This window comes from Nocardioides sp. NPDC000445 (assembly GCF_040300245.1).
Classification (GTDB): Bacteria; Actinomycetota; Actinomycetes; order Propionibacteriales; family Nocardioidaceae; genus Nocardioides.
Genome location: NZ_JBEPDH010000024.1, coordinates 18,481 through 41,200, shown reverse-complemented (window position 1 = coordinate 41,200; position 22,720 = coordinate 18,481). Strand labels below are relative to the sequence as shown.

The window sequence follows — 22,720 nt, the reverse complement described above, 5'->3', positions numbered from 1 at the left end:
CGCTATTCCGTGAATCGGTGTGACGCGTGTCCCGGCGGCGGGCCGGTTTCGTCAACCCAGGTTGACACGATGCTGATGTCAACCTATATTGACAGCGTGACGGATGCGAAGGACCTTGCCGAGTCGGCCGCGAGCGCCGACCCGAGCACCGGGTTGCGAGCCGCGCTCGCACTGCGTCGCCTCGCCGACTCCCTGGAGCGGCTGCAGGTGGCGAACGCCCGCCGACAGGGATGGGCCTGGCAGGAGATCGCCGACGCGCTGGAGGTCAGCCGACAGGCGGTCCACAAGAAGTACGCGAAGGAGATGTGATGTTCGAGAGGTTCACCAAGCCGGCCCGCGATGCGGTGACCGCTGCCCAGACGTACGCCGCCGAGCTCGGTCACGAGCGCATCGGCGACGACCACCTGCTACTGGCGATCGGCTCCAGCGCCGGCTCGTCCGCCGCCCGGGCGCTCGCCGAGGCCGGTGTCGATGCCGCTGCGCTGCGGGCGGAGATCGAGCGGGCCCACGGGCGCCTCGGCGACGACGACGCCGACGCGCTGTCCGCGCTCGGGATCGACCTGGACGCGGTGCGCTCCAAGGTGGAGGGGGTGTTCGGTGCCGGCGCCCTGGACAGCGGGAAGCCACGCCGCCGCCTCGGCGGGCACATCCCCTTCACCAAGAACGCGAAGAAGGTCCTCGAGCTCTCGCTGCGCGAGGCGATCCGGCTCAAGGACCGCTCGATCGGCACCGAGCACATCCTGCTCGCCATCCTGCGCGCGGAGGGGGAAGGACATGCTGCCCTACAGGCCCTCGACGTGGATGCTGCTGCGCTGCGCCGCGCACTCGAGCACGGCGAGGCCGCCTGAGGCCGAGGCGTCACCCCCGTCGGCCGAGGCGTCACGCCCGTCGGCCGAGTGGGCACCGCAGTGCCCAGTCGAACGACCGGAGTGACGCCTCGGCGGGGGTCAGCCGGCCAGGTGGGACCAGGAAGGTGCCAGCTCGGTCCAGGGACCTACCGCGGCGATCTCACCGTCGACCATGACGACGACCCGGTCGGCCTGAGCGAGAGCGGCTCGCTTCGAGGTGGCGCCGATGACCGTCGTGTGCCGGTCACGCAGCGCCCGCCAGAGCTCGATCTCGGTGGCCGCGTCGAGCGCGCTGGAGACGTCGTCGGCCAGGAGCAGCTCGGTGTCGGCGGCCAGCGCTCGCGCCAGGGCGAGGCGCTGGACCTGTCCCCCGGAGAGGCGTACGCCACGGTGACCGACGATCGCGTCCGCGCCGCCCGCCTCCTTGACGTCGAGCTCGAGCCGCGCGTCGGCGACCGGGCTGTCGAACGGCCGGTCGTGGCCCAGGCGGATGTTGTCGGCGAAGGTGCCGGAGAGCACCCGCGGCACCTGGGCGACGTACGCCACCTGCCCCGGCCTCAGGAAGGCCTGCGGGTCCTGGACCAACTCGTCGTTCCAACGGATCGTGCCGGTGTGCTCGATCAGGCCGGCAAGCGACGCCAGCAGCGACGACTTGCCGGAGCCGACCTGCCCCACGAGCAGGACCAGCTCGCCGCGCGAGATCGTGAGCGAGACGTCGGAGACGCCGATCGTGCCGTCGTCGTGGACCGCGGACAGGGCCGAGAGCTCGAGGGACTCGAGCGGCACCTGCTCGACCGGGCCCGGATCCGGCGCCTCACCGGTGACCAGGTCGACGCCCGGCGGCAGATCCATCAGGTCGCGACCACCGGCGAACCGGCTGGTCTCCTTCTGCCACGCGCGGGTGCCGGGAGCCTCGGTGACGACCATGCCGGCCACCCGGCCGAACCAGTCGAAGCCCGAGACCGCGTTGGCGACCAGCAGCGCGGTGGCCAGACCCCAGCCGCCGCCGAAGTAGATCCCCCAGGCAGCCACGACACCGCACTGCACCATGAGCGCGGGGACGCCGTCGAGGAACGCCTGCACCCGGTGTTCCTTCACCGCTGCCTCGACCCTCCCTGCGTCGACGTGCTGCAGGTGGGCGTGGACCTGCGGGGTGGCCGCGGCCAGCTTCACGGTGCGTACGGACTCCAGCGCAGAGACCACCGCACGGCCGAACCGCGCGCGAGCGGCGGAGGAGGCCGCTGCCGAGCGGCCGGCGATCGGCCGGCCGACCGCGGAGGCCAGCGCCGAGGCGATCATGACGACCAGGAGCACAGCGCCCGCGAGCGCGGTGCCGGCGAGCAGAGCGGTGATCGTCGCGATCACGAGACCGTTGACGAAGTCGACCCAGCGGTCGGCGTAGCGGGCGTACCGGTCCGCGTCCATCGAGCGGGCGACGACCTCGCCCGGCGGCGTACGCGTCAGGCGGTGCTGGCGGGTCTGGCCGTAGAGCACGGCCATCCGGGCACGCAGCATGACCTCGATCCACCAGCGCGGGTAGCGGTAGAAGGCGTCGGCGAGCATCAGCGGCGCGGCCAGCAGACTGACCACGAGCAGCACCGACATCACCGTCAGCCTGCCACCGTCCTGCAGCGACTCGACGATCCGGCCCCACAGCAGGCCGGTGAAGGCACCCTGCGCACCGGTCATCGAGGCGAACAGGAAGAGCAGCGCACCCGCGACGCCCCACTCGGGGCGCAGGAACAGGACGTGCAGCATCCCACGGGCCAGTGACGGCCCGGTGCCGACCTCGGGGACGTCCGGCGGAGCGCCCGAGCGGCGCTTGCCGCCCACGTTGCCCTCGGCGACGTGGTCGAGGGTGGAGTGGTCGACGGGCTTCTCCGCCGGCGAGGGTGAGTCGTGGTGATCGGTGCGGCTGGCCTCGAGCAGGTCATGGAACGGCCCCGGCGTGGTCGCCAGCGAGGCCCGCAGGCCGTGCTGGATCACCCGGCCGTGGTCGAGCACGGCCACGTGCGGCGCCCGCTCGATGGTGGAGAGCCGGTGGGCGATCAGGATGCCGGTCCGCCCGGTCAGCAGCCGGTCGGCAGCAGCGACCACCCGGCGCTCGGTGAGCGGATCCATCCGCGCCGTCGCCTCGTCGAGGACGACCACCCGTACGTCACGCACCAGCAACCGGGCGAAGGCGACCAGCTGCTCCTCCCCCGCCGACAGCGAGGTGCCGCCAGGACCGAGCAGGGTGTCGAGCCCGTCGGGCAGACCGGCGACCCACTCCGAGAGCCCGAGCCGGGCCACCGCCCGCTCGATGTCCTCGCGGGGGCGCGCGTCGTCGAAGAGCGAGATGTTCTCCGCGAGCGTGCCGGCCAGGATCTCGGTGCGCTGCGTCACCACGCCTACGGAGGCGCGCAGCTGCTGCAGGTCGAGGTCGCGTACGTCCACGCCACCCAGGAACACCGAGCCGCGCGGGGGCTCGACGGCCCGGGAGAGCAGCGACGCGAGCGTCGACTTGCCGGAGCCGGTCCGGCCGACCAGGGCGATCGTGTCGCCGGCCGGCACCGTGAGCGAGATGCCCTGGAGGGCGAAGGTGCCCTCGGCGTAGGAGAAGGTCAGGTCGCGCAGGTCGACCTCGAGGGCACCCCCGCCGGGGACGGGCTCGCCGCCTTCGGGCTCCGGCTCGGAACCCATCATCTGGCGCAGCCGGATGACCGCGCCCAGGCCCGCCTGGATGTCGGGCAGGTGGTTGGCGAGCATCGCGATCTGGCCCACGAACGTGCTCGTCACCAGGAACAGCGTCACCAGCGCGCTGATCCCGAGGCGGTCGTTCGCGGCGAGCGCCACTCCGGCCAGACCGATGCCGGCCAGCAGGGAGTGCAGGAGCACGCCTGCCCGGCGGCCGACCTTCGCCTCGACCGTGACGACCGCACGGAACTTCTCGTGGACGATCGCCGACAGCCTGGCCACCCGGGCGACCACGTGGTCCTGGCCCAGGCTCGTACGCAGGTCGTCACGGCCCGCGATGCCCTCCTCGAGCACAGCGGCGTGGTCGGTCCAGGAGGCCTCCTCGACGACCTTGAGCTCGGAGATCTTGCCCAGCAGCCGGCGGATGACGAACCAGGTCACCGCGGCGAGCAGCGGGAACAGGATCGCCGCCGGCCACCAGGTGAAGCTGGCCACGATCCACATCGGCAGCGCCGCGAAGACGGAGCGGAACAGCATCCACAGCTGCCAGCGCAGCAAGTTGCCGACCTCGTGGGAGTCGTCGTCGACCCGGTCGAGGATCTCGCCGACGGCCTGCTCGCTCAGCTCGGAGAGCGGCTGCCGCATGGCCGCCTGGAGCACGTCCTCGCGCAGCTTGCCCTCGACGCGGTCCGAGACCCCGACCCAGGCGATCTTCGCCGTCGAGTCGATCAGCGAGGCGCCGATCACGCAGAGCGCCAGCCAGCCGACCAGGCTCGCGGTCGGGTTCTCCGCCAGCCGTCCGGCCACGACGGTGCCGATCGACTGGGCCACCATGGCCACTGCCAGCGCGATCAGCGCGGCGAGCGTCACCGGCCCCTTCAGGCGTCGCCAGTCGACCTGCCGGCTCGGGTCGGCAGGGTCAGCGGAGACTCCGAGAGCCTTGCCTGAGGTGGGCACGGGCGGAGTCGAGAGCGTCGCAGTCATCAGAAGATCACGGTATGCGCGACCACCGACACCCGCCTAAAGGTTTTCCGCCCTCAACCGGCAACAAACACCACGCTGACCTGCATCTATAGGAATCAGAAGAAAGATCTGGAGAGCAAGGTCACGTACGTCGGGAAGGTGTCCCGACGAAGGACGACGGCCCGGCACGGAGTCCGTGCCGGGCCGCCGTGAGGTGACTCAGAGAGAGTCGATCGCCTCGTTGAGCGTCGCAGAAGGACGCATCACAGCGGTGACCTTCTCGGGGTCGGGCAGGTAGTAGCCGCCGATGTCGGCGGGCTTGCCCTGGACCGCGAGGAGCTCCTCGACGATCTTGGCCTCGTTGGCGGCGAGGGTCTCGGCGAGGCCCTTGAACGCGGCGGCGAGCTCGGTGTCCTCGGTCTGCGCGGCGAGCTCCTGGGCCCAGTAGAGACCCAGGTAGAAGTGCGAGCCGCGGTTGTCGGTGGTGCCGAGCTTGCGACCCGGGGAGCGGTCGTTCTCGAGGAAGGTCGCGGTCGCGCGGTCGAGCGCACCGGCGAGCACCTTCGCGGCCGGGGCGGACGCCTGCTCGGCGTACTTCTCGAACGCGGGCACCAGCGCGAAGAACTCACCCAGCGAGTCCCAGCGGAGGTAGTCCTGCTCGACCAGCTGCTGCACGTGCTTCGGCGCCGAGCCGCCCGCACCGGTCTCGAACAGACCGCCACCGGCGATCAGCGGGACGATGGAGAGCATCTTCGCCGACGTACCGACCTCGAGGATCGGGAACAGGTCGGTGTTGTAGTCACGCAGCACGTTGCCGGTGACCGAGATGGTGTCCTCACCGTTGCGCAGGCGCTCGAGGGAGTACGCCGTGGCGAGCTCGGGCGAGAGGATCTTGATCTCGAGACCCTCGGTGTCGTGCTCGGTCAGGTAGGTCGCGACCTTCTTGATCAGCTCGGCGTCGTGGGCGCGCGACTCGTCGAGCCAGAAGATGGCCGGGGTCTTCGAGTCACGGGCACGCGAGACGGCGAGCTTGACCCAGTCGCGGACCGGGATGTCCTTGGTCTGGCAGGCACGCCAGATGTCGCCGGCCTCGACGTCGTGCTCGATGAGCACGTCGCCGGCCTTGTTGAGGATCCGCACGGTGCCGGCGGCCTCGATCTGGAAGGTCTTGTCGTGGGAGCCGTACTCCTCGGCCTTCTGCGCCATCAGACCCACGTTGGGGACGGTGCCGATCGTGGCTGGGTCGAGCGGGCCGTTCTTCTTCACGTCGTCGATGACGGTCTGGTAGACGCCGGCGTAGGAGGAGTCCGGGATCACCGCGAGGGTGTCGTCCTCGCCTCCGTCGGCACCCCAGAGCTTGCCGCCGTTGCGGACCAGGGCCGGGATCGAGGCGTCGATGATGACGTCCGAGGGGACGTGCAGGTTGGTGATGCCCTTGTCGGAGTTGACGTAGGACAGGCGCGGGCCGGCCTCGATGGCGGCCTTGAAGGCGGCCTCGATCTCGGCGCCCTTCTCCAGGCCGGAAAGACCGGACAGGATCGCGCCCAGGCCGTCGTTGGCGGAGAGGCCGGCGGCCTCGAGGTCCGCGCCGTACTTCTCGAAGACGTCGGTGAAGTAGGCCTTCACGACGTGGCCGAAGATGATCGGGTCGGAGACCTTCATCATCGTGGCCTTCAGGTGCAGCGAGAAGAGCACGTCGTCGGCCTTGGCCTTGGCGAGCGCGTTCTCGAGGAAGGCGTGCAGGTTGGCCACGGACATGTACGTCGCGTCGACGATCTCGCCCTCGAGCACCGGCAGCTCGGCGAGCAGCGTCACCGTCTCGCCGTCGGCCTTCTCGAGCACGATCGAGAGCGTGTCGTCGGCCGGGAGCGTCACCGACTTCTCGTTGGACTTGAAGTCGTGCGAACCCATCGTCGCGACGGTCGTCTTGGAGTCGTCGGAGAACGGCTTGTTGGTGTGCGGGTGAGCCTTGGCGTACGCCTTGACCGAGCCCGGCGCGCGGCGGTCCGAGTTGCCCTCACGCAGGACCGGGTTCACCGCGGAGCCCTTGACCTTGTCGTACTTGGCCCGGATCTCCTCCTCCTCGGGCGTGCTGGGCGCCTCGGGGTAGTCGGGGATCTGGTAGCCCTGGGTCTGCAGCTCCTTGATCGCGGCCTTCAGCTGCGGGATGGAGGCGGAGATGTTGGGCAGCTTGACGATGTTGGCTTCCGGCGTCTTCGCCAGGTCACCGAGCTCGCCGAGCGCGTCGTCGGCCAGGCCGAACTGGGCCAGGATGCGCGAGGCCACGGAGATGTCACGCGTCTCGACCTCGACCCCCGCCTTGGCCGCGTAGGCCGAGACGATCGGAAGGAAGGAGTACGTCGCCAGCAGCGGCGCCTCGTCGGTGTGGGTGTAGATGATTCGTGCGGCCATTGCTGTGGCTACTCCTGACAAGTTGCGATCTGCGTAGATCCGGACCCGGGACGATAGAAAGTGTCTTGACATCAAGATAACAGAAAGGGTGATGAGACACCGCCCCGCCCCACCTAAGCACCACGATGTGCCGTCGCAAAAGAGTTACTGTGTGTCAACACCTCATGTTGTTCAGGTGACTGCTGATACCTGAGTGCTTCTCGGGTGTCGATGGGTCTGACCGACGTCAACAGACATTGAAGGGTTAAGGGGACATGACTGAGGAATCACTGTCGGCGGCTGAGCCGACCTTCATCCAGAAACTCGCAGCCGAGGTCATCGGGACATTCATCCTCGTGTTCATCGGGTGCGGCTCGGTCGTCGCCGTCGTCGCCGGCGCCACCCACGCCGGGCAGCCGACCTGGGGGCTCGAGGTCGCCGCCGTCGGCCTGGCATTCGGTATCGCCGTCGTGGTCGGCGCCTACACCTTCGGCCGCATCTCCGGCGGCCACTTCAACCCGGCGGTGACGCTCGGCGTGGCCACTGCCGGCCGGATCAGCTGGAAGGACGCCGGCGCCTACATCGGCGCACAGTTCGTCGGCGCCACCCTCGGCGCGATCGTGCTGTTCCTCATCGCGCTCTCCTCGGACTACAACTCGTGGAACGACGGCGGCCTCGGCGCCAACCGCTTCGGCGACGGAGCCGGCACCGGCCTCATCGGCGCGATCCTGGTCGAGCTGGTCCTCACCTTCATCTTCGTCTTCATCATCCTCGGTGTCACCGACGTTCGGGCAGGCACCAACGCCACCGCTGCGCCGCTCGCCATCGGCCTCGCGCTGGCCGCGATCCACTTCGTCGGCATCCCGCTGACCGGCACCTCGGTCAACCCCGCCCGTTCGTTCGGCCCCGCTCTCTTCTCGGGCACCGACGCACTGGCCAACCTCCCGGTCTTCCTGATCGTCCCGGCTCTCGGCGGCGCCGTCGCCGGTTTCGTCTACCCGCTGCTCCTCGGCAAGGACGGCTCCGAGATCGTGGGCGCCGGCCTCGCCTTCGGCGGCGACAACCTGAGCCAGGCTCAGAGCGTCCCGGCCTGGGACTCCCAGGCTGTCGCTCCGGCGGCACCCGCCGCTCCGGCGGCACCAGCGGCTGCGGCTCCGGCGGCACCGGCCACTCCTGCCGCCGAGCCGACACCTCCGGCTCCCGACACCGGCGACCGCACGGTCGTCTCCGGTGGCAGCCAGCCGGCCTGGCAGCAGCCGACCCCGGCCGCCGAGGGCGACCTCCCGGTCTACGAGCAGGACGGCTGGCGCTGGGACTACGCCAAGCAGGAATGGGTCCCGATCGAGCAGTAGTCTCGAGAAGCACGAAGGCCGCCCCTCGGGGCGGCCTTCGTTCTGTCTGTACGTCTTCTATTCGCCTGGAACGGTCACCGCGAGGATCCACAGCGCGCCCGCGGTCAGCGCCAGCAGGGCCACGTCGAACCAGCGGTTGCGCACCGCGAGCATCCCGGCGTCCTTCGTACGCAGCACCGCACGCCCCAGCGAAGCGGCCCCCACCCCGGCGGCGAGGACGATGATCCCCACCCGCCAGTGGCCGAAGCCGACCAGCCCGAGACCGACGATCGCCGCGGTCAGCACCCCGAGGTAGACGAACCCACCGATGGTCGAGGGGAAGCCGCGTACGTCCTGGAGGTCCGTCTTCTCGTGCTCAGGCGCCACCACCACCGGTGCGGGAGCCTCCGGAGTGGGGGTGAGCGGCGGGTGAACGGACACGATTTTCAGAGCCTTTCGAGAGCCTTCTCGGCGCTGAGGACGATATTGGAGAGCAGCATCGCGCGTGTCATCGGACCCACCCCACCGGGGTTCGGCGACACCCAGCCAGCCACGTCCCATACGTCCTCGGCCAAGTCTCCTGCGATCTTACCGTCGACCCGGGAGACACCGACGTCGAGCAGGGCCGCGCCGGGCTTGACCATGTCCTTGGTGATGATCCCGGGCACGCCCGCGGCAGCCACCACGATGTCGGCGTTGCGGGTGTGGGCGGCCAGATCGCGGGTGCCGGTGTGGCACAGCGTGACCGTCGCGTTCTCGCTACGGCGGGTGAGCAGCAGGCCCAGCGGGCGCCCGACGGTCAGCCCACGGCCGACCACGACCACCTCGGCGCCGTTGATCTCGACCCCGTGACGCCGCAGCAGCTCGATGCAGCCCACCGGGGTGCACGGCAGCGGCCCGTCCTCACCGAGGACCAGCTTGCCGAGGTTGTAGGGGTGCAGCCCGTCGACGTCCTTCTCCGGAGCGACCCGGGAGAGCAGCGCGAACTCGTCCAGACCGGTCGGCTGCTGGATGAGGTAGCCGGTGACGGCAGGATCCGCGTTGAGCTCGTCGATGACCTTCTCGACCTCCGCCTGGGTCGCGGTGGCGGGCAGGTCGACACGGGTCGAGGCGACGCCGATCTCGGCGGCGTCCTTGTGCTTGGCGTTGACGTACCAGTGCGAGCCCGGGTCGTCACCGACCAGCACGGTCCCGATGCCCGGGGTGATCCCCTGGGCCTTCAACTTCTCGACCCGCTCTGCGAGCTCGGCCTTGATCGCCTTCAGCGTCGCGGTGCCGTCCAGTTTCTGCGCTGTCACGATGTCAATCCTGTCACTCGGTCTTCAAAGAATTTCGTACGCTGCGGGGTGGCGCGCCGTCGGGGTTGCTTCGCGCTGGCTTCCGCGCCGGTTTGTCCGGCAGTCCGGCTTGCTCCGGGCTTCGCCGACGCGGCGCAAAGGTCCCTCCCCCGCTTCGCTCCTCCGGGACATTTGCGCCGAGTCGGCGCTTGTGCACACGGCGCCCACGCCTTCGGCGCGGGCTTGTGTGCATCAGTGTGCGAAGTGCCTGGTGCCGGTGAAGTACATCGTCACCCCGGCCGCCTCGCACGCCTTGATGGTGAGCTCGTCGCGGATGGAACCGCCGGGCTGGACGATGGCCTTGACGCCGGCGTCGATCAGGATCTGCGGGCCGTCCTCGAAGGGGAAGAAGGCGTCGGAGGCGGCGACGGCGCCCCGGGCACGCTCGGAGCCGTCGGCGAGGGTGTTGGCGCGCTCGACCGCGAGTCGGCAGGAGTCGACGCGGTTGACCTGGCCCATGCCGATGCCGACCGAGGCACCGTCGGAGGCCAGCAGGATCGCGTTGGACTTGGCCGAGCGGCAGGCCTTCCAGGCGAAGGCCAGGTCGGCGAGGGTGGCCTCGTCGGCGGCCTCGCCCGTGGCCAACGTCCACGCAGCCGGGTCGTCGCCCTCGGCGTCGACGTGGTCGACCTGCTGCATCAGCAGGCCACCGGAGATCGGGCGGGTCTCGACCGCGGAGCGCTCGTCGGCGGCGGCGACCAGGATCCGGATGTTCTTCTTGCCCTGCAGGATCTCGACGGCACCGTCTTCGTAGCCCGGAGCCACGATGACCTCGGTGAACACCTCGGCGACCTGCTCGGCCATCTCGACCGAGACCGGCCGGTTCGAGGCGATCACGCCACCGAATGCGGAGACCGGGTCGCAGGCGTGCGCCCGGCGGTGCGCCTCGGCGATGTCGGCGCCGACGGCCAGGCCGCACGGGTTGGCGTGCTTGATGATCGCGACCGCCGGCTCGGCGAAGCCGTTGGCGGCCCGACGCGCGGCGTCGGTGTCGACGTAGTTGTTGTAGGACATCTCCTTGCCGTGCAGCTGCTCGGCGCGGGCGAGCCCGGCGGGTCCGAACCCGTTGAGGTAGAGCGCGGCCTTCTGGTGCGGGTTCTCGCCGTAGCGCAGGACGTTGGCCTTCTCGTACGTCCCGCCGACCCACGCCGGGAAACCGGTGCCCTCGGAGGTGTCGGTGAGCACGGAGCCCATCCAGGAGGCGACGGCCACGTCGTACGTCGCGGTGTGGACGAACGCGGCCGCGGCGAGGGCCTTGCGCTGGTCGTAGGTGAACCCTCCGGCCTGCACCGCGGCGAGGGTGTCGGCGTACTGCTCCGGGGAGGTCACGATCGCGACGGAGGGGTGGTTCTTGGCGGCGGCGCGGACCATCGAGGGGCCGCCGATGTCGATCTGCTCGACGACCTCGTCCGGGCCGGCGCCGGAGGCGACGGTCTGCACGAACGGGTAGAGGTTGGAGACGACCAGGTCGAACGGCTCGACCTCGAGCTCCTTGAGCTGCTCGACGTGGGACTCGAGGCGGCGGTCGGCGAGGATGCCGGCGTGCACGCGCGGGTGCAGCGTCTTCACGCGGCCGTCGAGGCACTCGGGGAAGCCGGTCAGGTCCTCGACCTTGGTCACCGGCAGGCCCAGCTTCTCGATCAGTGCCGCCGAGCCGCCGGTCGAGACGAGCTCGACGCCGGCGTCATGGAGCCCGCGGACCAGGTCCGCGAGACCGGTCTTGTCGTAGACGGACACCAGGGCCCACTTGATGGCGATCTGGTCCTGCACAGTCACACTCCTCATCGGTCGATGAATTCGATGAGGGGCACCCAGGCGGTCGATGCCGTCTCTTTACACTCCCCGGTGGTCCCCCACCTGCGCCAGTCGTGTGCTCGTCACTCTAACCGTTCAGGCGCGCCCGAACCGAACCCGCCGACCGTCCACCGTGTAGCCCTCACGGGCGATCCGCCCAACGCTCTCGACGAGCATCGACCGCTCGACGACCTTGATCCGCTCGTGGAGCGTCTCCTCGGTGTCGTCGTCCTCCACCGGCACCGTCACCTGCGCCATGATCATCCCGGTGTCGACCCCGGCGTCGACGATGAAGAGCGTCGCACCGGTGACCTTCACGCCGTACTCCAGCGCGTCCCGCGCCCCGTGCATCCCCGGGAACGACGGCAGCAGTGCCGGGTGAGTGTTGAGCGTCTTGCCTCCGAACCGGTCGAGGAACGCCTCCCCCACCAGCTTCATGAAGCCCGCCGAGACCACGAGATCGGGCTCGTACGCAGCCACCGACTCGGCCAGGGCCGCATCCCACTCCTCACGCGAGCCGAAGTCCTTGACCCGGTGCACGAAGGTCGGGATCCCGGCGTCGGTCGCCCGGGTCAGCCCCTGGATCCCGTCACGGTCGGCCCCGACCGCGACGACCTCCGCCCCGAACTCCGGGGAGGCACAGGCGTCCAGCAGGGCCTGGAGGTTGGTGCCCGAGCCGGACACGAGGACGACGATCCGCAGTCGAAGCGGAGCTCGAGACGATCGGTTGAGCGACATGCTGCGAACTCTAGGCGGCCGGCTCGGTCGGGAGGGAACGCCGGTGCCACCAGGTCATGGTCAGCCCGGCGAGCAGACCGGCGAGACCGAAGAAGGCGATGGCGTTGACGAGCACCTGCCCGGCGTACGGCCCGACGTCGAGCATCCGGCCGGGGCCGACCGCGCCGCCGGCGATGCCGGAGGCGATGGCGACGAGGAGGCCTGCGACGACGCCGGCGCTGACGCCACGGAGGGCGCCCTCCGACCAGCGCAGGGTCGGCCGGACCCGGCTGACCCGGCAGACGGCCCAGAAGGCGGTGAGCGGGCCGAGCGCCATCACCGCGGCGACCCAGGCGGGCGGGGCGCCGTTGTCGGGAAGCGCGGCGAGCATCGGGAACATCGGCAGCGGCCCGAGGGTGACAGCGGTCGGGGTCACCGTGGTGCCGACGCCGACGGTGAACCCCGGCCCGAGGGCGTACGCACTGGAGAACAGCACGGCGTTGGGCAGCACCAGGACGGCGAGCAGGGAGTAGAGGATGATCCCGCCGAGGTCGAGGTGGAGCTGGGAGACGACGTTGATCGAGGTGGTGAAGTCGGCGAAGAGGGCCGCGAAGAACACCAGCGTGCTGACCGCGATCCACCAGAGCAGGATCGACCTGACCATCACCAGTACGTCCACGGCGGCGCGTGGCAGCAGGGTGATCCACAGCGCCGCGCGGCCGGAGCCGACAGCGATCGCGGGCAGGGCCACGACAACGCAGAGTCCGACCGACCAGGCGAAGACGCCGACGATGCTCGGCGCGGTGGCCGGAGTGCCGGCGATGATCGCGGTGGTCAGCGCGGTTCCGGTGTAGCCGAGCGTGAAGAGGCCGGCGACGACAGGGACGGTCAGGTCACGCTCGCCGTCGGCGAGGGCGTTGACGTCCGGGCCGTGCAGCGAGACCGAGTCACCGACCCGGACGGCGACCTGCCACATCGCCCCGGCGAGGACCAGCGTCAGCCCGAGCGGGACGACGGTGATCGCGACGCCGGAGACGAGGACGCCCGACCCGTGGCCGAGCAGCCACCCCAGCGCAGCGACGCGCAGGGCGTCCGAGGGCTCGCCGTGAGCTCCCATGTCGCTGAGGAACCAGCCGAGGATGCCGATCGCCAGGCACACGACCAGCGTTGCGGCGGCCGTGCCGATACCGCCCAGCAGGGCGACCGCGACCAGCGGGCGGCGGTGGCGGAGATCGTGGAGATCATCCGCGACTCGCCCGCAGTCAGGGGTACGTGGAGGCAGCAGCGAGGACATCGCGTCTCATCCTCGCAACCCGCGTCGTCTCGATCTCGGCGACGCGCCGCCTCAGGCGTTCACCGGGTTGGTCACAGCGGTTGATACCCGCCTGTGCATCTGCGGCTATTGCCGTTCATTCGACCGAATCACCTACAGTTGACCGCTGACATGGGCATGACCACGGCAGACCACGAGACCTTCGAGGCGTTCTATCAGGACGTCCGTGGACGCCTCCTTCTCCAAACCTGGTCGCTGACCGGGGATCTGGAGGCCGCGAAGGCCGCCGTGCGCGGTGCACTGGTCATCACCTGGCACCACTGGCGCAAGGTGAAGCCGATGGACGACTTCGAGCGCGAGGACTGGGTCCGCCCGATCGCCTGGTCCAAGGCGATCCGCAACCACTCGGTGCCGCTGCTCCACCGCGACCAGACGATCGCGCCGGAGGCCCGCCACACGCTCTCCGCGCTACGCGGCCTGCCGCTCCACGACCGCAAGGTCTTCCTGCTCGGCCACCTCACCAGCGTCGACCTGGCCCAACTGGCCCGCGAGGTCGGCACCCCGATCAGCCGCACCGAGACCGATCTGCAGGGCGCCAACGCCGCCATCTGCGCCGAGCTCGGGATCGCCCCGGAGCAGCTGCAGTCCATCTTCGACCCGCTCGTCGACGTGCTCACCGAGCAGCCCTGGCCGAAGACCTCGACGATCACCACGGCCGGTGCCGTACGCCGCCGGGTGCACACCGCCATCGGCGCGGCCGCGGCCATCGCCGCCCTGGTCGGCACCGGCTTCTTCGTCACCCAGGACGCCGAGAGCGAGCCGCGGCTCAACACCCTCTCGATGCAGTCGGCGGCCGAGGAGTTCGAGGTCGAGCCGAGCCAGATCCCCGGCAAGAAGCTGACCGCCAAGGACCTGATGACCGAGGAGGAGGTCGCGAAGATCTACGGCGGCTCCTGGGCCGTCGACATCTCCTCCGACAACCTCGAGGGCACCGGCCTCACCATCCCCTGCCAGGCCGACACCTCGGCCGACAAGCGGCCGGTGGCGAGCCTGGCGCGCACCTTCGTCGCCAAGGCAAAGGCGACCACCGCCGGCACCACGATCGAGTCCTCGGTCGACGCGAAGGCGGCGGCTGGGGCGTACAAGAAGATGCAGGGGTGGTACGCAGCGTGTGCCGAGCCCCGCTACCAGCTGATCTTCACCGAGTCGGTCGATGGCATCGGCGACCAGGCGACGCTCTTCACCTACCGCGACTGGGAGAACAACCGGGCGGTCACCTACGGCGTCGCTCGGACCGGCCGGCACACCGCCGCGGTCACCGTGAAGACGGAGGGCAAGTCGAGCACGACCGCGGCCAAGACCTCGACCATGCTCGGCACTGCCGTCCACAACCTCTGCTCCATGCCCGGTGCGGGCGCGTGCGTCGAGACGAAGCGACCGCGGACGACGGTGGTCCCGATCGCCACCGGCAAGGCGCCCGGGCTGATCAACGAGACCGATCTGCCCCCGGTCGGCACGATCGGTGACCCGTGGGAGGGCACCGAGGCGAAGCCGGCCAAGTCCAACCCCGCCCAGACCCGCTGCGACGAGACGCAGTTCAACGCCAAGGGCATGACCGGTGCCCAGACGCGCTCCTTCGTGATCCCCGAGACGAAGAAGAAGCTCGCGCCGATCTTCGGGCTCACCGAGACGGTCGGCAAGTTCGGCTCCGCCAAGGAGGCGCAGGCGTTCAACGTCGCGATCAAGGGCCGGCTGGACAAGTGCAGCGACAAGCAGCTCGGCAGCCACGTCACCCAGGTCGCGACCGAGTCCATCAAGGACGGCGCGATCACGGTGTGGTACATCCGGGTTGAGCTCGAGAACACCTCGATCTACTACCGGATGGCTGCGATCCGACGCGGCGCCACCGTCGCCCAGATGAGCTTCGTTCCCGACGGCGACGCCGACATCAGCAACTCCGACTTCGTCACCCTCGCCAAGCGCGCCGCCTACCGGCTCGACTATCTCTGAGCCAGAGTCTCTGAGCCCAGAAATCTGAGCCCGGTTTCCTCCCGGATGCAACCGGACCTGCCTCCCAGGCATCTGACCCTCTGAGGCTGGCGCAGCGCCAGATCAAGGTCCGGCCAGTCTGGGGAGGCAAGCGATGGACGAGGACGAGTTCGACGCGTTCTACAACGCGTCCTTTCGTCGCGTGTGCGCTCAGGTGTACGCCATGATCGGCGACTCCGACGAGGCCGCCGAATGCGTCCAGGAGGCCTTCGCCCGAGCCTGGGCACACCGGCGCAAGCTGTCCTCGGTCGACTACCCCGAAGCCTGGGTCCGCACCACCGCCTACCGCCTCGCGGTGGGCCGCTGGCGCCGGAAGAAGTACGCCGGCCGCGTCACCGACCGAGCTGTCGGCGTCCGCACGGAGATGCCCGCCGTCGACGAGACCCATGTCGCCCTCGTGGCGGCGCTGAGGAAGCTCCCCGAGGCGCAGCGCCAGGCCATCGTCCTGCACCACATCGCCGACCTGCCCGTCCACCAGGTGGCCGCAGAGGTCGGCGCCCCCACCGGCACCATCAAAGCCCGCCTGGCCCGAGGACGAGCCACCCTGGCCGAGCTGCTCGCCGACGAACAACCCGGCGCCGTCTGGAAGGAGGCCTGAGATGAGTGACCCGATCTCGCGTCTGGACCAGTTCCGCGCCGACACCCCTGGAGCACCGATGAAGTCCGCAGCCGAGGTACGCCAACGGGGTGACCAGATCCGCCGCCGCCGGCGCACCCTCGTCGCCGCCGGCGCGGTCGCCGTGGCCGCGGTCGTCGCCGGACCGATCATCTTCCTCTCCGCCGGGTTCGGCGAACGCGCCATCGAACCGCAGCCCGCACCGGCGCCGACGCCGAGTCAGACCCCGAGCACGGTGGCGCCGAGCCCGTCAGGCTCGGCCGCCGCGTCGGACCTCACCCGCGCCAACCTGCCGACGGAGGACGACCTGGTCGCCGAAGATCCCTATCCGCAGTGGGTCCTGGAGCAGACCTACGACGGCGAGGGCCGGGGCGACCACAACGAGTGCCTGCCGGCATTGGCAGACGCGGGCGCGTTGGCGACCTTCCGCCGCGATTTCATCCCCGAGGCCGGGCAGGAGTTCGCCGACTCGGCCGGGACGCTGAAGGCGGTCGTCGCCGAGTTCGGCTCGGCCGACGAGGCCGAGAAGGCGCGCGCGGAGCTCTCCGACGCCGCGAGCTCCTGCACTGCCGTCGACGGCGCGGAGGTGGCCGGCTCGCTCCCGGTCGAGGGCGGCGTCGTCACCCGTGGTGACATCGTCGTGGTGACGTACCTGCCCGAGGGGACCGACACGAACGCCCGCCGGGAGGTCGCGACCGCTGTCGTCGCCGTCAAGGACCGGTTGGTGGTGATCACGCGGCGGCGCGGCGTACAGGACTACGTCTCGCCGACCGCCGTGCAGACCTCTGCGGTCAACGCCGCCTACCGTCTGGTCGGTTCGTCGCCGCCACCCGCGTCGACGTCGAGCTCAGCGTCACCGAGCTCGTCATCATCCTCATCCGCGTCCGCACCGGCGGCGGTCCTCAGCGACGCGCATCTCGTTGTGGCCGGGTCACTGCCGGGGCTGCCGATGGAGGGTGAGTCGTCTGCGGTCTGGCAGCAGGTCGCGCCGCAGCCGACCCCGACGCTGTACTGCCAGGGCGCCTGGCTCTCGTCGCTGAAGGCCGCCGAGTCGGTCAGCCGGGAGTTCCGCCTCGAGAACGGCGGCAGCCAGATCGGCAAGGTGAACGTGACGGTGCTGGAGTTCGCCGAGCAGGAGGGCGCCGACGCCGCCTTCGACACGGTCCACGGCTGGCTCGACGCCTGTCCGGCGTCGATGTCCGACGCGAAGCTCTTCACCGCCAGGCCGGTCGAGGCCATCGAGATCGGCACCACCCCCGAGATCGACCGAGCCGCGCAGACGCTCGCCCAGTACGCCGCCGACTGCGGTGGCGAGGGCTGCGATGCGACCTGGTACGACCACCAGACCGTCGCCCAGCTCGGGACCCGGCTGGTGCTGGTCACCCACGCCGAGGCCGGTGGCCCCTGCCCGCCGACCAGAGCCTGCCCGCCGGAAGAGGCCTCCGACTACACCGAATGGGACAACCGGGTCGCCCAGACGGTCGAGGCCACGGTGGACCGCGCCTTCCAGGACCTGGCCTGATGAGGACGCAGTGCAATTGACCTTTACGCTCGCACAGGCCACCGCAGACACTGGCGCACGGGCAACAGTCAGGGAAAGCCAGCCGGGGAGGCGAACGATGGACGAGGACGAGTTCGACGCGCTCTACAACGCGTCGTACCGCCGCTTGTGTGCTCAGCTGTATGCCATGATCGGCGACTTCGACGAGGCTGCGGAGTGCGTCCAGGAGGCGTTCGCCCGTGCCTGGGCGCACCGGCGCAAGATGTCCTCGGTCGACTACCCCGAAGCCTGGGTCCGCACCACCGCCTACCGTCTCGCGGTCGGCCGCTGGCGCCGGAAGAAGTACGCCGGGAGGGCCGCCGACAGAGCCGTCGGAGCCCGCACGGAGATGCCGGCGGTCGACGAGTCCCACGTGGCTCTCGTCGCGGCCCTCAAGAAGCTCCCCGAGGCGCAGCGCCAGGCCATCGTCCTGCACCACATCGCCGATCTGCCGGTCCATCAGGTGGCCGCCGAGGTCGGCGCGCCCACCGGGACCATCAAAGCCCGCCTGGCTCGAGGACGAGCCGCTCTCGCGGAGCTGCTCGCCGAGGACAATCCCGGCGCCGTCTGGAAGGAGGCCTGAGATGAGTGACCCGATCTCGCGTCTGGACCAGTTCCGCGCCGATGCCCCCGGGGCCCCGATGAGCTCCGCAGCCGAGGCACGGAGGCGAGGCGACCAGATCCGGCGCCGCCGTCGTGCCGTCGTGACCGCGAGCGCGGTCGCCGTGGCCGCGGTCGTCGCAGGGCCGATCATCTTCCTCTCCACCGGACTCGGCGACAAGGGCATCGACCCCGCCCCGGCACCGAGCGACAGCGCGGCCGCACCCAGCGCGTCCGCCTCTGCATCGGCGTCCGATCTCAGCCGAGCCAACCTGCCGATCGCGGACGACCTCGTCGCCGACGACCCCTATCCGGCCTGGGTCCAGGAGCAGACCTACGACGGCGAGGGCACCGACGCCTACAACGACTGCCTGACCGAGTCGCTGGGCGACGCGGGTGCCCAGGCGACGTTCCGCCGCGACTTCGTCGCGAAGCCCGGGGAGGAGATGGCTGACGCCGCCGGCACGCTGAAGGCCGTCGTCGCCGAGTTCGACTCGGCCGCCGAGGCCGACAAGGTGAGCGTCGACCTCTCCGACGCCGCGATCTCCTGCACCGGCGTGGACGGGGCGGAGCTCGCCGGCACGCTGCCGGTCGAGGGCGGCGTCGTCTCGAGCGGCAGCATCGACGTGGTGACGTACCAGCCCGAGGACCCCGAGATGAACGCGGTCTGGGAGACCGCGACGGCCGTCCTCTCCGCCGAGGACCGGGTGCTGGTGATGACCCGGAAGCGGGGCGTGCAGGATTACGTCTCACCGACCACCCTGCAGACCTCCGCCGTCAACGCCGCCTACCGGATGGTCGGCGCCACGCCCCCGAGCGGGCCGTCCGAGGAGCCGACGGAGACCGAATCGCCGGCTGCGGACGGTCTCAGCGCCGCCAACCTGGTCGACGGCAGCACCCTCCCCGCTCTCGACCGCTTCGAGAGCCCGCTCGGCTGGAACCAGTACACGCCCACCCCCGACGTACCGACCCTCGCCTGCCAGAAGGAATGGCTCTCCTCGCTCGGTGCCTCGGCGAAGGTTGCCTCCGACTACCGCTGGGACACCGACAGCGCCATGGTCGGGCAGGTCCACGTCGCCGTGCTGGAGTTCGCCGACGCGAACGCCGCCGGCGCTGCGTACAACGAGGTCATGGAGTGGATGGAGGTCTGCCCGGCCAACAAGCTCGGGGTCGACCCGGACGTCACCGCGCTGCCCATGGACGTCAGCGCCGACCTCGATGCCGGGCCGAAGCGCGCGGCACGCTCACAGGCGACCTACCCGGGCCTGGATGGCGGCGACAGCATCTGGTTCGAGACCGAGCTGGTCGCGGAGTACGAGACCCGGCTCGTCCTGGTCGGCTACGCCGAGCTCGCCGGCCCCTGCCCGCCGAGCACCGGCGACAAGGACGACCCGTGCTATCAGCCCGACCAGCCCGACTCGTGGCCCGGCCGGATCCTCGCGATCGAGAAGGCGGCGGTCACGGCCGGGATCAGCGACCTGCGCTGACAGCGGGTCGGGAGACTCCTGTCACAACGCGCGCACAGAGGGAAGACACGTACGGGCCCAGGCGTTCGGGCAGTTCAGAGCCCCGAACCGCGTCGACCTTGGAGTAGCCCTCTCGTGTCCACCGCCCCCACTGCACCCGCCAGGCGGCGGTTGCGCCTTCCGTCCTTCTCGGTCCAGATCATCCTGGGCCTCGTCCTCGGCGTCGCCCTCGGCGCGGTCGCGCGAGCGATCGGCCCCGGGGCGGGCGACGAGGCCAACTGGCTGACGACGACGCTGGCCACGATCGGCGACTCGTTCGTCTCACTGCTCAAGGCCGTCGTCGTACCGCTGATCTTCACCGCCATCATCGCCTCGATCGCCAACCTGCGTACGGTCAGCAACGCGGCTCGGCTCGCGGGCCAGACGCTGCTGTGGTTCGCCATCACCGCGGCGATCTCGGTCGCCATCGGCATCGGCCTGGGGCTGCTCTTCCGGCCCGGCAGCAACACCGCGGTCAGCACCTCCGACGCGGCCGAGGCCGGCGCATCCGCCTCGTGGCTCGACTTCCTCCAGGGCCTGATTCCCGGCAACTTCCTCGGCCTCCAGGCATCGACCAGCGTCGAGCAGGTCGGCGGGAGCCCGCTCGCGGAGACCGCGCTGAGCTTCAACGTCCTCCAGGTCCTGGTGGTCGCCCTCGCGATCGGCATCGCGGCACTCAAGACCGGCGAGAAGGCCGAGCCGTTCCTCGCCCTCAACCGCTCCTTCCTCGCCATCGTGCAGAAGGTGCTGTGGTGGATCATCCGGCTGGCACCGATCGGCACCCTCGGCCTGATCGGCAACGCGGTCGCGTCCTACGGCTGGGACTCGCTGAGCTCCCTGGCCTGGTTCGCGGTGGCCGTCTACGTCGGCCTGGCACTGGTCCTGTTCGTCGTCTACCCGGTGCTGCTGCGGGTCAACGGCCTCAACCCGCTGGCGTACTTCCGCGGTGCCTGGCCGGCGATCCAGCTCGCCTTCGTCTCGCGCTCCTCGGTGGGCACCATGCCCGTGACCGAGCAGGTGACGGTCAAGAACCTCGGCGTCCCGCAGGAGTACGCCTCGTTCGCCGTCCCGCTGGGCTCGACCACGAAGATGGACGGCTGCGCGTCGATCTACCCGGCCATCTCGGCGATCTTCGTCGCCCAGATCTTCGGGATCGACCTCGGCATCACCGACTACCTGCTGATCGCGTTCGTCTCGGTCGTCGGCTCGGCCGCCACCGCGGGCCTCACCGGCGCCGTCGTGATGCTGACGCTCACGCTCTCGACCCTCGGCCTGCCGCTGGCCGGCGTCGGCCTGCTGCTCGCGATCGACCCGATCCTCGACATGGGACGTACCGCCGTCAACGTTGCCGGGCAGGCGCTCGTGCCGACCATCGTGGCCAAGCGCGAGGGCATCCTCGACGTCGACCGCTACCGCTCCGCCTCCGCGAAGGGGCTGCTGACGGACGACGAGCCCGTCAAGGAGACGGTCGCCGCCTGACGTCTCACCCGGGATAGGGCGCGTCGCCACGCGCGGCCCGCAGGGCCTCGGCCCACCAGGTGAGCTGGGCGAGCATGCCCTTGGCGTAGACGGCCGAGTCCGGGTCGTTGGGGCGACCGTTCTCGTCGAGGCGCTCCCAGTAGCGCGGGAAGGCGAGGCGCGCCTGGAGCGGGTGGGCGTGCAGCTCCGTGAGCACGTTCTCCAGGTGGAGGGCGGCGTGGCGACCGCCGCTGTCGCCACCGTAGGAGACGAGAGCGACCGGCTTGGCCTGCCACTGGGTGAAGTGCCAGTCCAGCGCCGACTTCAGCGAGGCCGGATAGCTGTGGTTGTACTCCGGAGTGACGATGACGAAGCCCGCGGCCGCGGCGAGGGCGTCGGTCAGGTCGGCCTGGCCCTCCGGTCGCGGGTAGTCGTCGCCGGCCGCCTTCGGTGACTCGGCGGGCAGGGACAGCGGGATCTCATGGTCGGCCAGGTCGATCAGCTCGACGTCGAGACCGCCGTACGCCTCGGCCTGCTCGGCCATCCAGGAGCCGAAGATCGGACCGCCGCGGCCTTCTCGGACGCTGGCGGTGATGACTGCAATACGTAGTGGTTGGGTCATGCCGTCCAGGTTCACGCCGATCGGCGAGCGTCGGGAGACCGAGCCGAGGCTGGCCCCAGCAGGGCCACCCTGACCGCCCGTCCGGCCCGTAGGCTTGACGGCATGCCAGCCAACGCGGGAGCCCTCGGCTCGTTCATCCGGGACCGCCGCGACCAGACCACCCCGGAGAGCGTCGGCCTCCCGGAAGGCGTACGTCGCCGGGCCCCCGGTCTGCGGCGCTCCGAGCTGGCCACGCTGGCCGGGATCAGCGTCGAGTACCTGGTCCGGATCGAGCAGGGCCGCGACCGTCACCCCTCCCCGCAGGTCCTGCGGGCGATCGGTGACGCGCTCCGCTTCGACGCCGCCGCCCACGAGCACCTGCGCACCCTCGCGATGGCCTCCAGCGGCCAGTGCGTCGGACCGTTCTCCTCCGGCCGTGACGTACGCCCCGGCGCACGCGCCCTGGTGGAGCAGTTCGAGCCGGGCGTCGCCGTGCTCACCAACCGGCTCGGCGATCTGCTCGCCCACACCTCCACGTTCGACCTGCTCGCCCGGCCCCTCGGGATGCTCGATCACGCGGAGCCCAACCTGACGGCGTACGCCTTCCTCCACCCGCGCGCCCGCGAGGCGTTCCCCGACTGGGCGCGGGTGGCCGACGACCTGGTCGCCAACCTCTACCGCGGCCCCAATCCGGTCGCCGCGCGGATGATGGTCGAGGCGATGTCGGAGCAGGCGGGGCCGGAGTTCACCGACCGGCTGACCCGCCACGACCCGCCCCACGGCGGCGTGTGGCGCTGGCTGCATCCCGACGCCGGCGAGCTGCGGTTCGACGTCGAGGAGCTCGAGCTCCCGGCCGCCGACAACCAGCAGATCCAGGTGCTGATGCCGGCCGACGACGCCACCGCCGAGGCCCTCGGCGCGATGCGGCGCCGCCGCTCGGGCGCCCTGCGCGCAGTCTGAGATTTCCCCTCGAGGGAGGCAACCTCCCCAGCCTCGAAGGCGTATCCCCTGCGAATGTAGA

Annotated in this window: 18 protein-coding genes and 1 riboswitch; of the genes, 10 read left to right on the top strand and 8 right to left on the bottom strand. The window is 70.4% G+C overall.

The genetic code is table 11. The features are described 5' to 3' along the window. Positions 1-96 precede the first annotated feature (96 nt). Both ABT304_RS26220 and ABT304_RS30880 read left to right on the top strand, forming a co-directional pair. Complete coding sequence (locus tag ABT304_RS26220; RefSeq protein WP_141802873.1) at positions 97-309, top strand: helix-turn-helix domain-containing protein; 213 nt, start codon at positions 97-99, stop codon at positions 307-309. Beyond that, a complete protein-coding gene (locus ABT304_RS30880; protein WP_502890438.1) occupies positions 309-848 on the top strand; it encodes a Clp protease N-terminal domain-containing protein in 540 nt (179 codons plus the stop codon). The genes ABT304_RS26220 and ABT304_RS30880 overlap by 1 nt, the downstream gene beginning before the upstream one ends. A gap of 99 nt (positions 849-947) precedes the next feature. Here the strand turns inward: ABT304_RS30880 and ABT304_RS26205 are convergent, their stop codons facing one another. Then, positions 948-4,481: an ATP-binding cassette domain-containing protein gene (locus tag ABT304_RS26205; RefSeq protein WP_350719708.1), complete on the bottom strand. Its 3,534-nt coding sequence runs from the start codon at positions 4,479-4,481 to the stop codon at positions 948-950. 225 nt (positions 4,482-4,706) lie between these two features. Then, positions 4,707-6,899, bottom strand: coding sequence for an NADP-dependent isocitrate dehydrogenase (locus ABT304_RS26200; protein ID WP_350719706.1), 2,193 nt, complete (start codon positions 6,897-6,899; stop codon positions 4,707-4,709). 254 nt (positions 6,900-7,153) lie between these two features. On the opposite strand from ABT304_RS26200, the gene ABT304_RS26195 reads away from it, so the two are divergent. Beyond that, positions 7,154-8,230: an MIP/aquaporin family protein gene (locus ABT304_RS26195; RefSeq protein WP_350719704.1), complete on the top strand. Its 1,077-nt coding sequence runs from the start codon at positions 7,154-7,156 to the stop codon at positions 8,228-8,230. Between the two features lie 57 nt (positions 8,231-8,287). Here the strand turns inward: ABT304_RS26195 and ABT304_RS26190 are convergent, their stop codons facing one another. The 5 genes from ABT304_RS26190 to ABT304_RS26170 form a co-directional block, all read right to left on the bottom strand. Beyond that, the gene (locus tag ABT304_RS26190) at positions 8,288-8,650 is read right to left on the bottom strand and encodes a DUF3017 domain-containing protein (protein ID WP_350719702.1); all 363 of its coding nucleotides are present in this window, start codon (positions 8,648-8,650) and stop codon (positions 8,288-8,290) included. A gap of 5 nt (positions 8,651-8,655) precedes the next feature. Next, the gene (locus ABT304_RS26185) at positions 8,656-9,507 is read right to left on the bottom strand and encodes a bifunctional methylenetetrahydrofolate dehydrogenase/methenyltetrahydrofolate cyclohydrolase (RefSeq protein ID WP_160025248.1); all 852 of its coding nucleotides are present in this window, start codon (positions 9,505-9,507) and stop codon (positions 8,656-8,658) included. Positions 9,508-9,738: 231 nt separating this feature from the next. Continuing rightward, positions 9,739-11,331: a bifunctional phosphoribosylaminoimidazolecarboxamide formyltransferase/IMP cyclohydrolase gene (gene purH, locus ABT304_RS26180; RefSeq protein WP_350719700.1), complete on the bottom strand. Its 1,593-nt coding sequence runs from the start codon at positions 11,329-11,331 to the stop codon at positions 9,739-9,741. Positions 11,332-11,348: 17 nt separating this feature from the next. Continuing rightward, positions 11,349-11,426, bottom strand: a riboswitch (ZMP/ZTP riboswitch). Between the two features lie 10 nt (positions 11,427-11,436). Next, positions 11,437-12,078 (bottom strand): phosphoribosylglycinamide formyltransferase, encoded by a 642-nt coding sequence (purN, locus tag ABT304_RS26175; protein WP_350719698.1) that lies wholly within the window; start codon positions 12,076-12,078, stop codon positions 11,437-11,439. Positions 12,079-12,088: 10 nt separating this feature from the next. Further along, positions 12,089-13,351 carry a cell division protein PerM gene (locus ABT304_RS26170; protein WP_350719696.1) on the bottom strand — a complete coding sequence of 421 codons (1,263 nt, stop codon included), beginning with the start codon at positions 13,349-13,351 and terminating at the stop codon, positions 12,089-12,091. Between the two features lie 150 nt (positions 13,352-13,501). Here ABT304_RS26170 and ABT304_RS26165 point away from each other — a divergent pair, with 150 nt between their 5' ends. From ABT304_RS26165 to ABT304_RS26140, 6 genes are all read left to right on the top strand, one after another. Beyond that, positions 13,502-15,340 carry a SigE family RNA polymerase sigma factor gene (locus ABT304_RS26165; protein ID WP_350719695.1) on the top strand — a complete coding sequence of 613 codons (1,839 nt, stop codon included), beginning with the start codon at positions 13,502-13,504 and terminating at the stop codon, positions 15,338-15,340. 133 nt (positions 15,341-15,473) lie between these two features. Continuing rightward, on the top strand, positions 15,474-15,977 hold the full coding sequence (locus ABT304_RS26160; RefSeq protein ID WP_350719693.1) for a SigE family RNA polymerase sigma factor: 504 nt from the start codon (positions 15,474-15,476) through the stop codon (positions 15,975-15,977). Between the two features lies 1 nt (position 15,978). After that, the gene (locus tag ABT304_RS26155; RefSeq protein WP_350719691.1) at positions 15,979-17,517 is read left to right on the top strand and encodes a hypothetical protein; all 1,539 of its coding nucleotides are present in this window, start codon (positions 15,979-15,981) and stop codon (positions 17,515-17,517) included. Between the two features lie 97 nt (positions 17,518-17,614). Beyond that, positions 17,615-18,118, top strand: coding sequence for a SigE family RNA polymerase sigma factor (locus ABT304_RS26150; protein ID WP_350719689.1), 504 nt, complete (start codon positions 17,615-17,617; stop codon positions 18,116-18,118). Between the two features lies 1 nt (position 18,119). Beyond that, positions 18,120-19,622, top strand: coding sequence for a hypothetical protein (locus tag ABT304_RS26145; protein WP_350719688.1), 1,503 nt, complete (start codon positions 18,120-18,122; stop codon positions 19,620-19,622). Positions 19,623-19,736: 114 nt separating this feature from the next. Beyond that, positions 19,737-21,119, top strand: coding sequence for a dicarboxylate/amino acid:cation symporter (locus tag ABT304_RS26140; protein ID WP_350719686.1), 1,383 nt, complete (start codon positions 19,737-19,739; stop codon positions 21,117-21,119). A gap of 4 nt (positions 21,120-21,123) precedes the next feature. Here ABT304_RS26140 and ABT304_RS26135 read toward each other — a convergent pair whose 3' ends face one another. Next, positions 21,124-21,720, bottom strand: a complete 597-nt coding sequence (locus ABT304_RS26135; RefSeq protein ID WP_350719684.1) for an NADPH-dependent FMN reductase — start codon at positions 21,718-21,720, stop codon at positions 21,124-21,126. Positions 21,721-21,822: 102 nt separating this feature from the next. Between ABT304_RS26135 and ABT304_RS26130 the strand changes: the two genes are divergently transcribed. Then, positions 21,823-22,659 (top strand): helix-turn-helix domain-containing protein, encoded by an 837-nt coding sequence (locus ABT304_RS26130; RefSeq protein ID WP_350719682.1) that lies wholly within the window; start codon positions 21,823-21,825, stop codon positions 22,657-22,659. Positions 22,660-22,720: the final 61 nt, after the last annotated feature.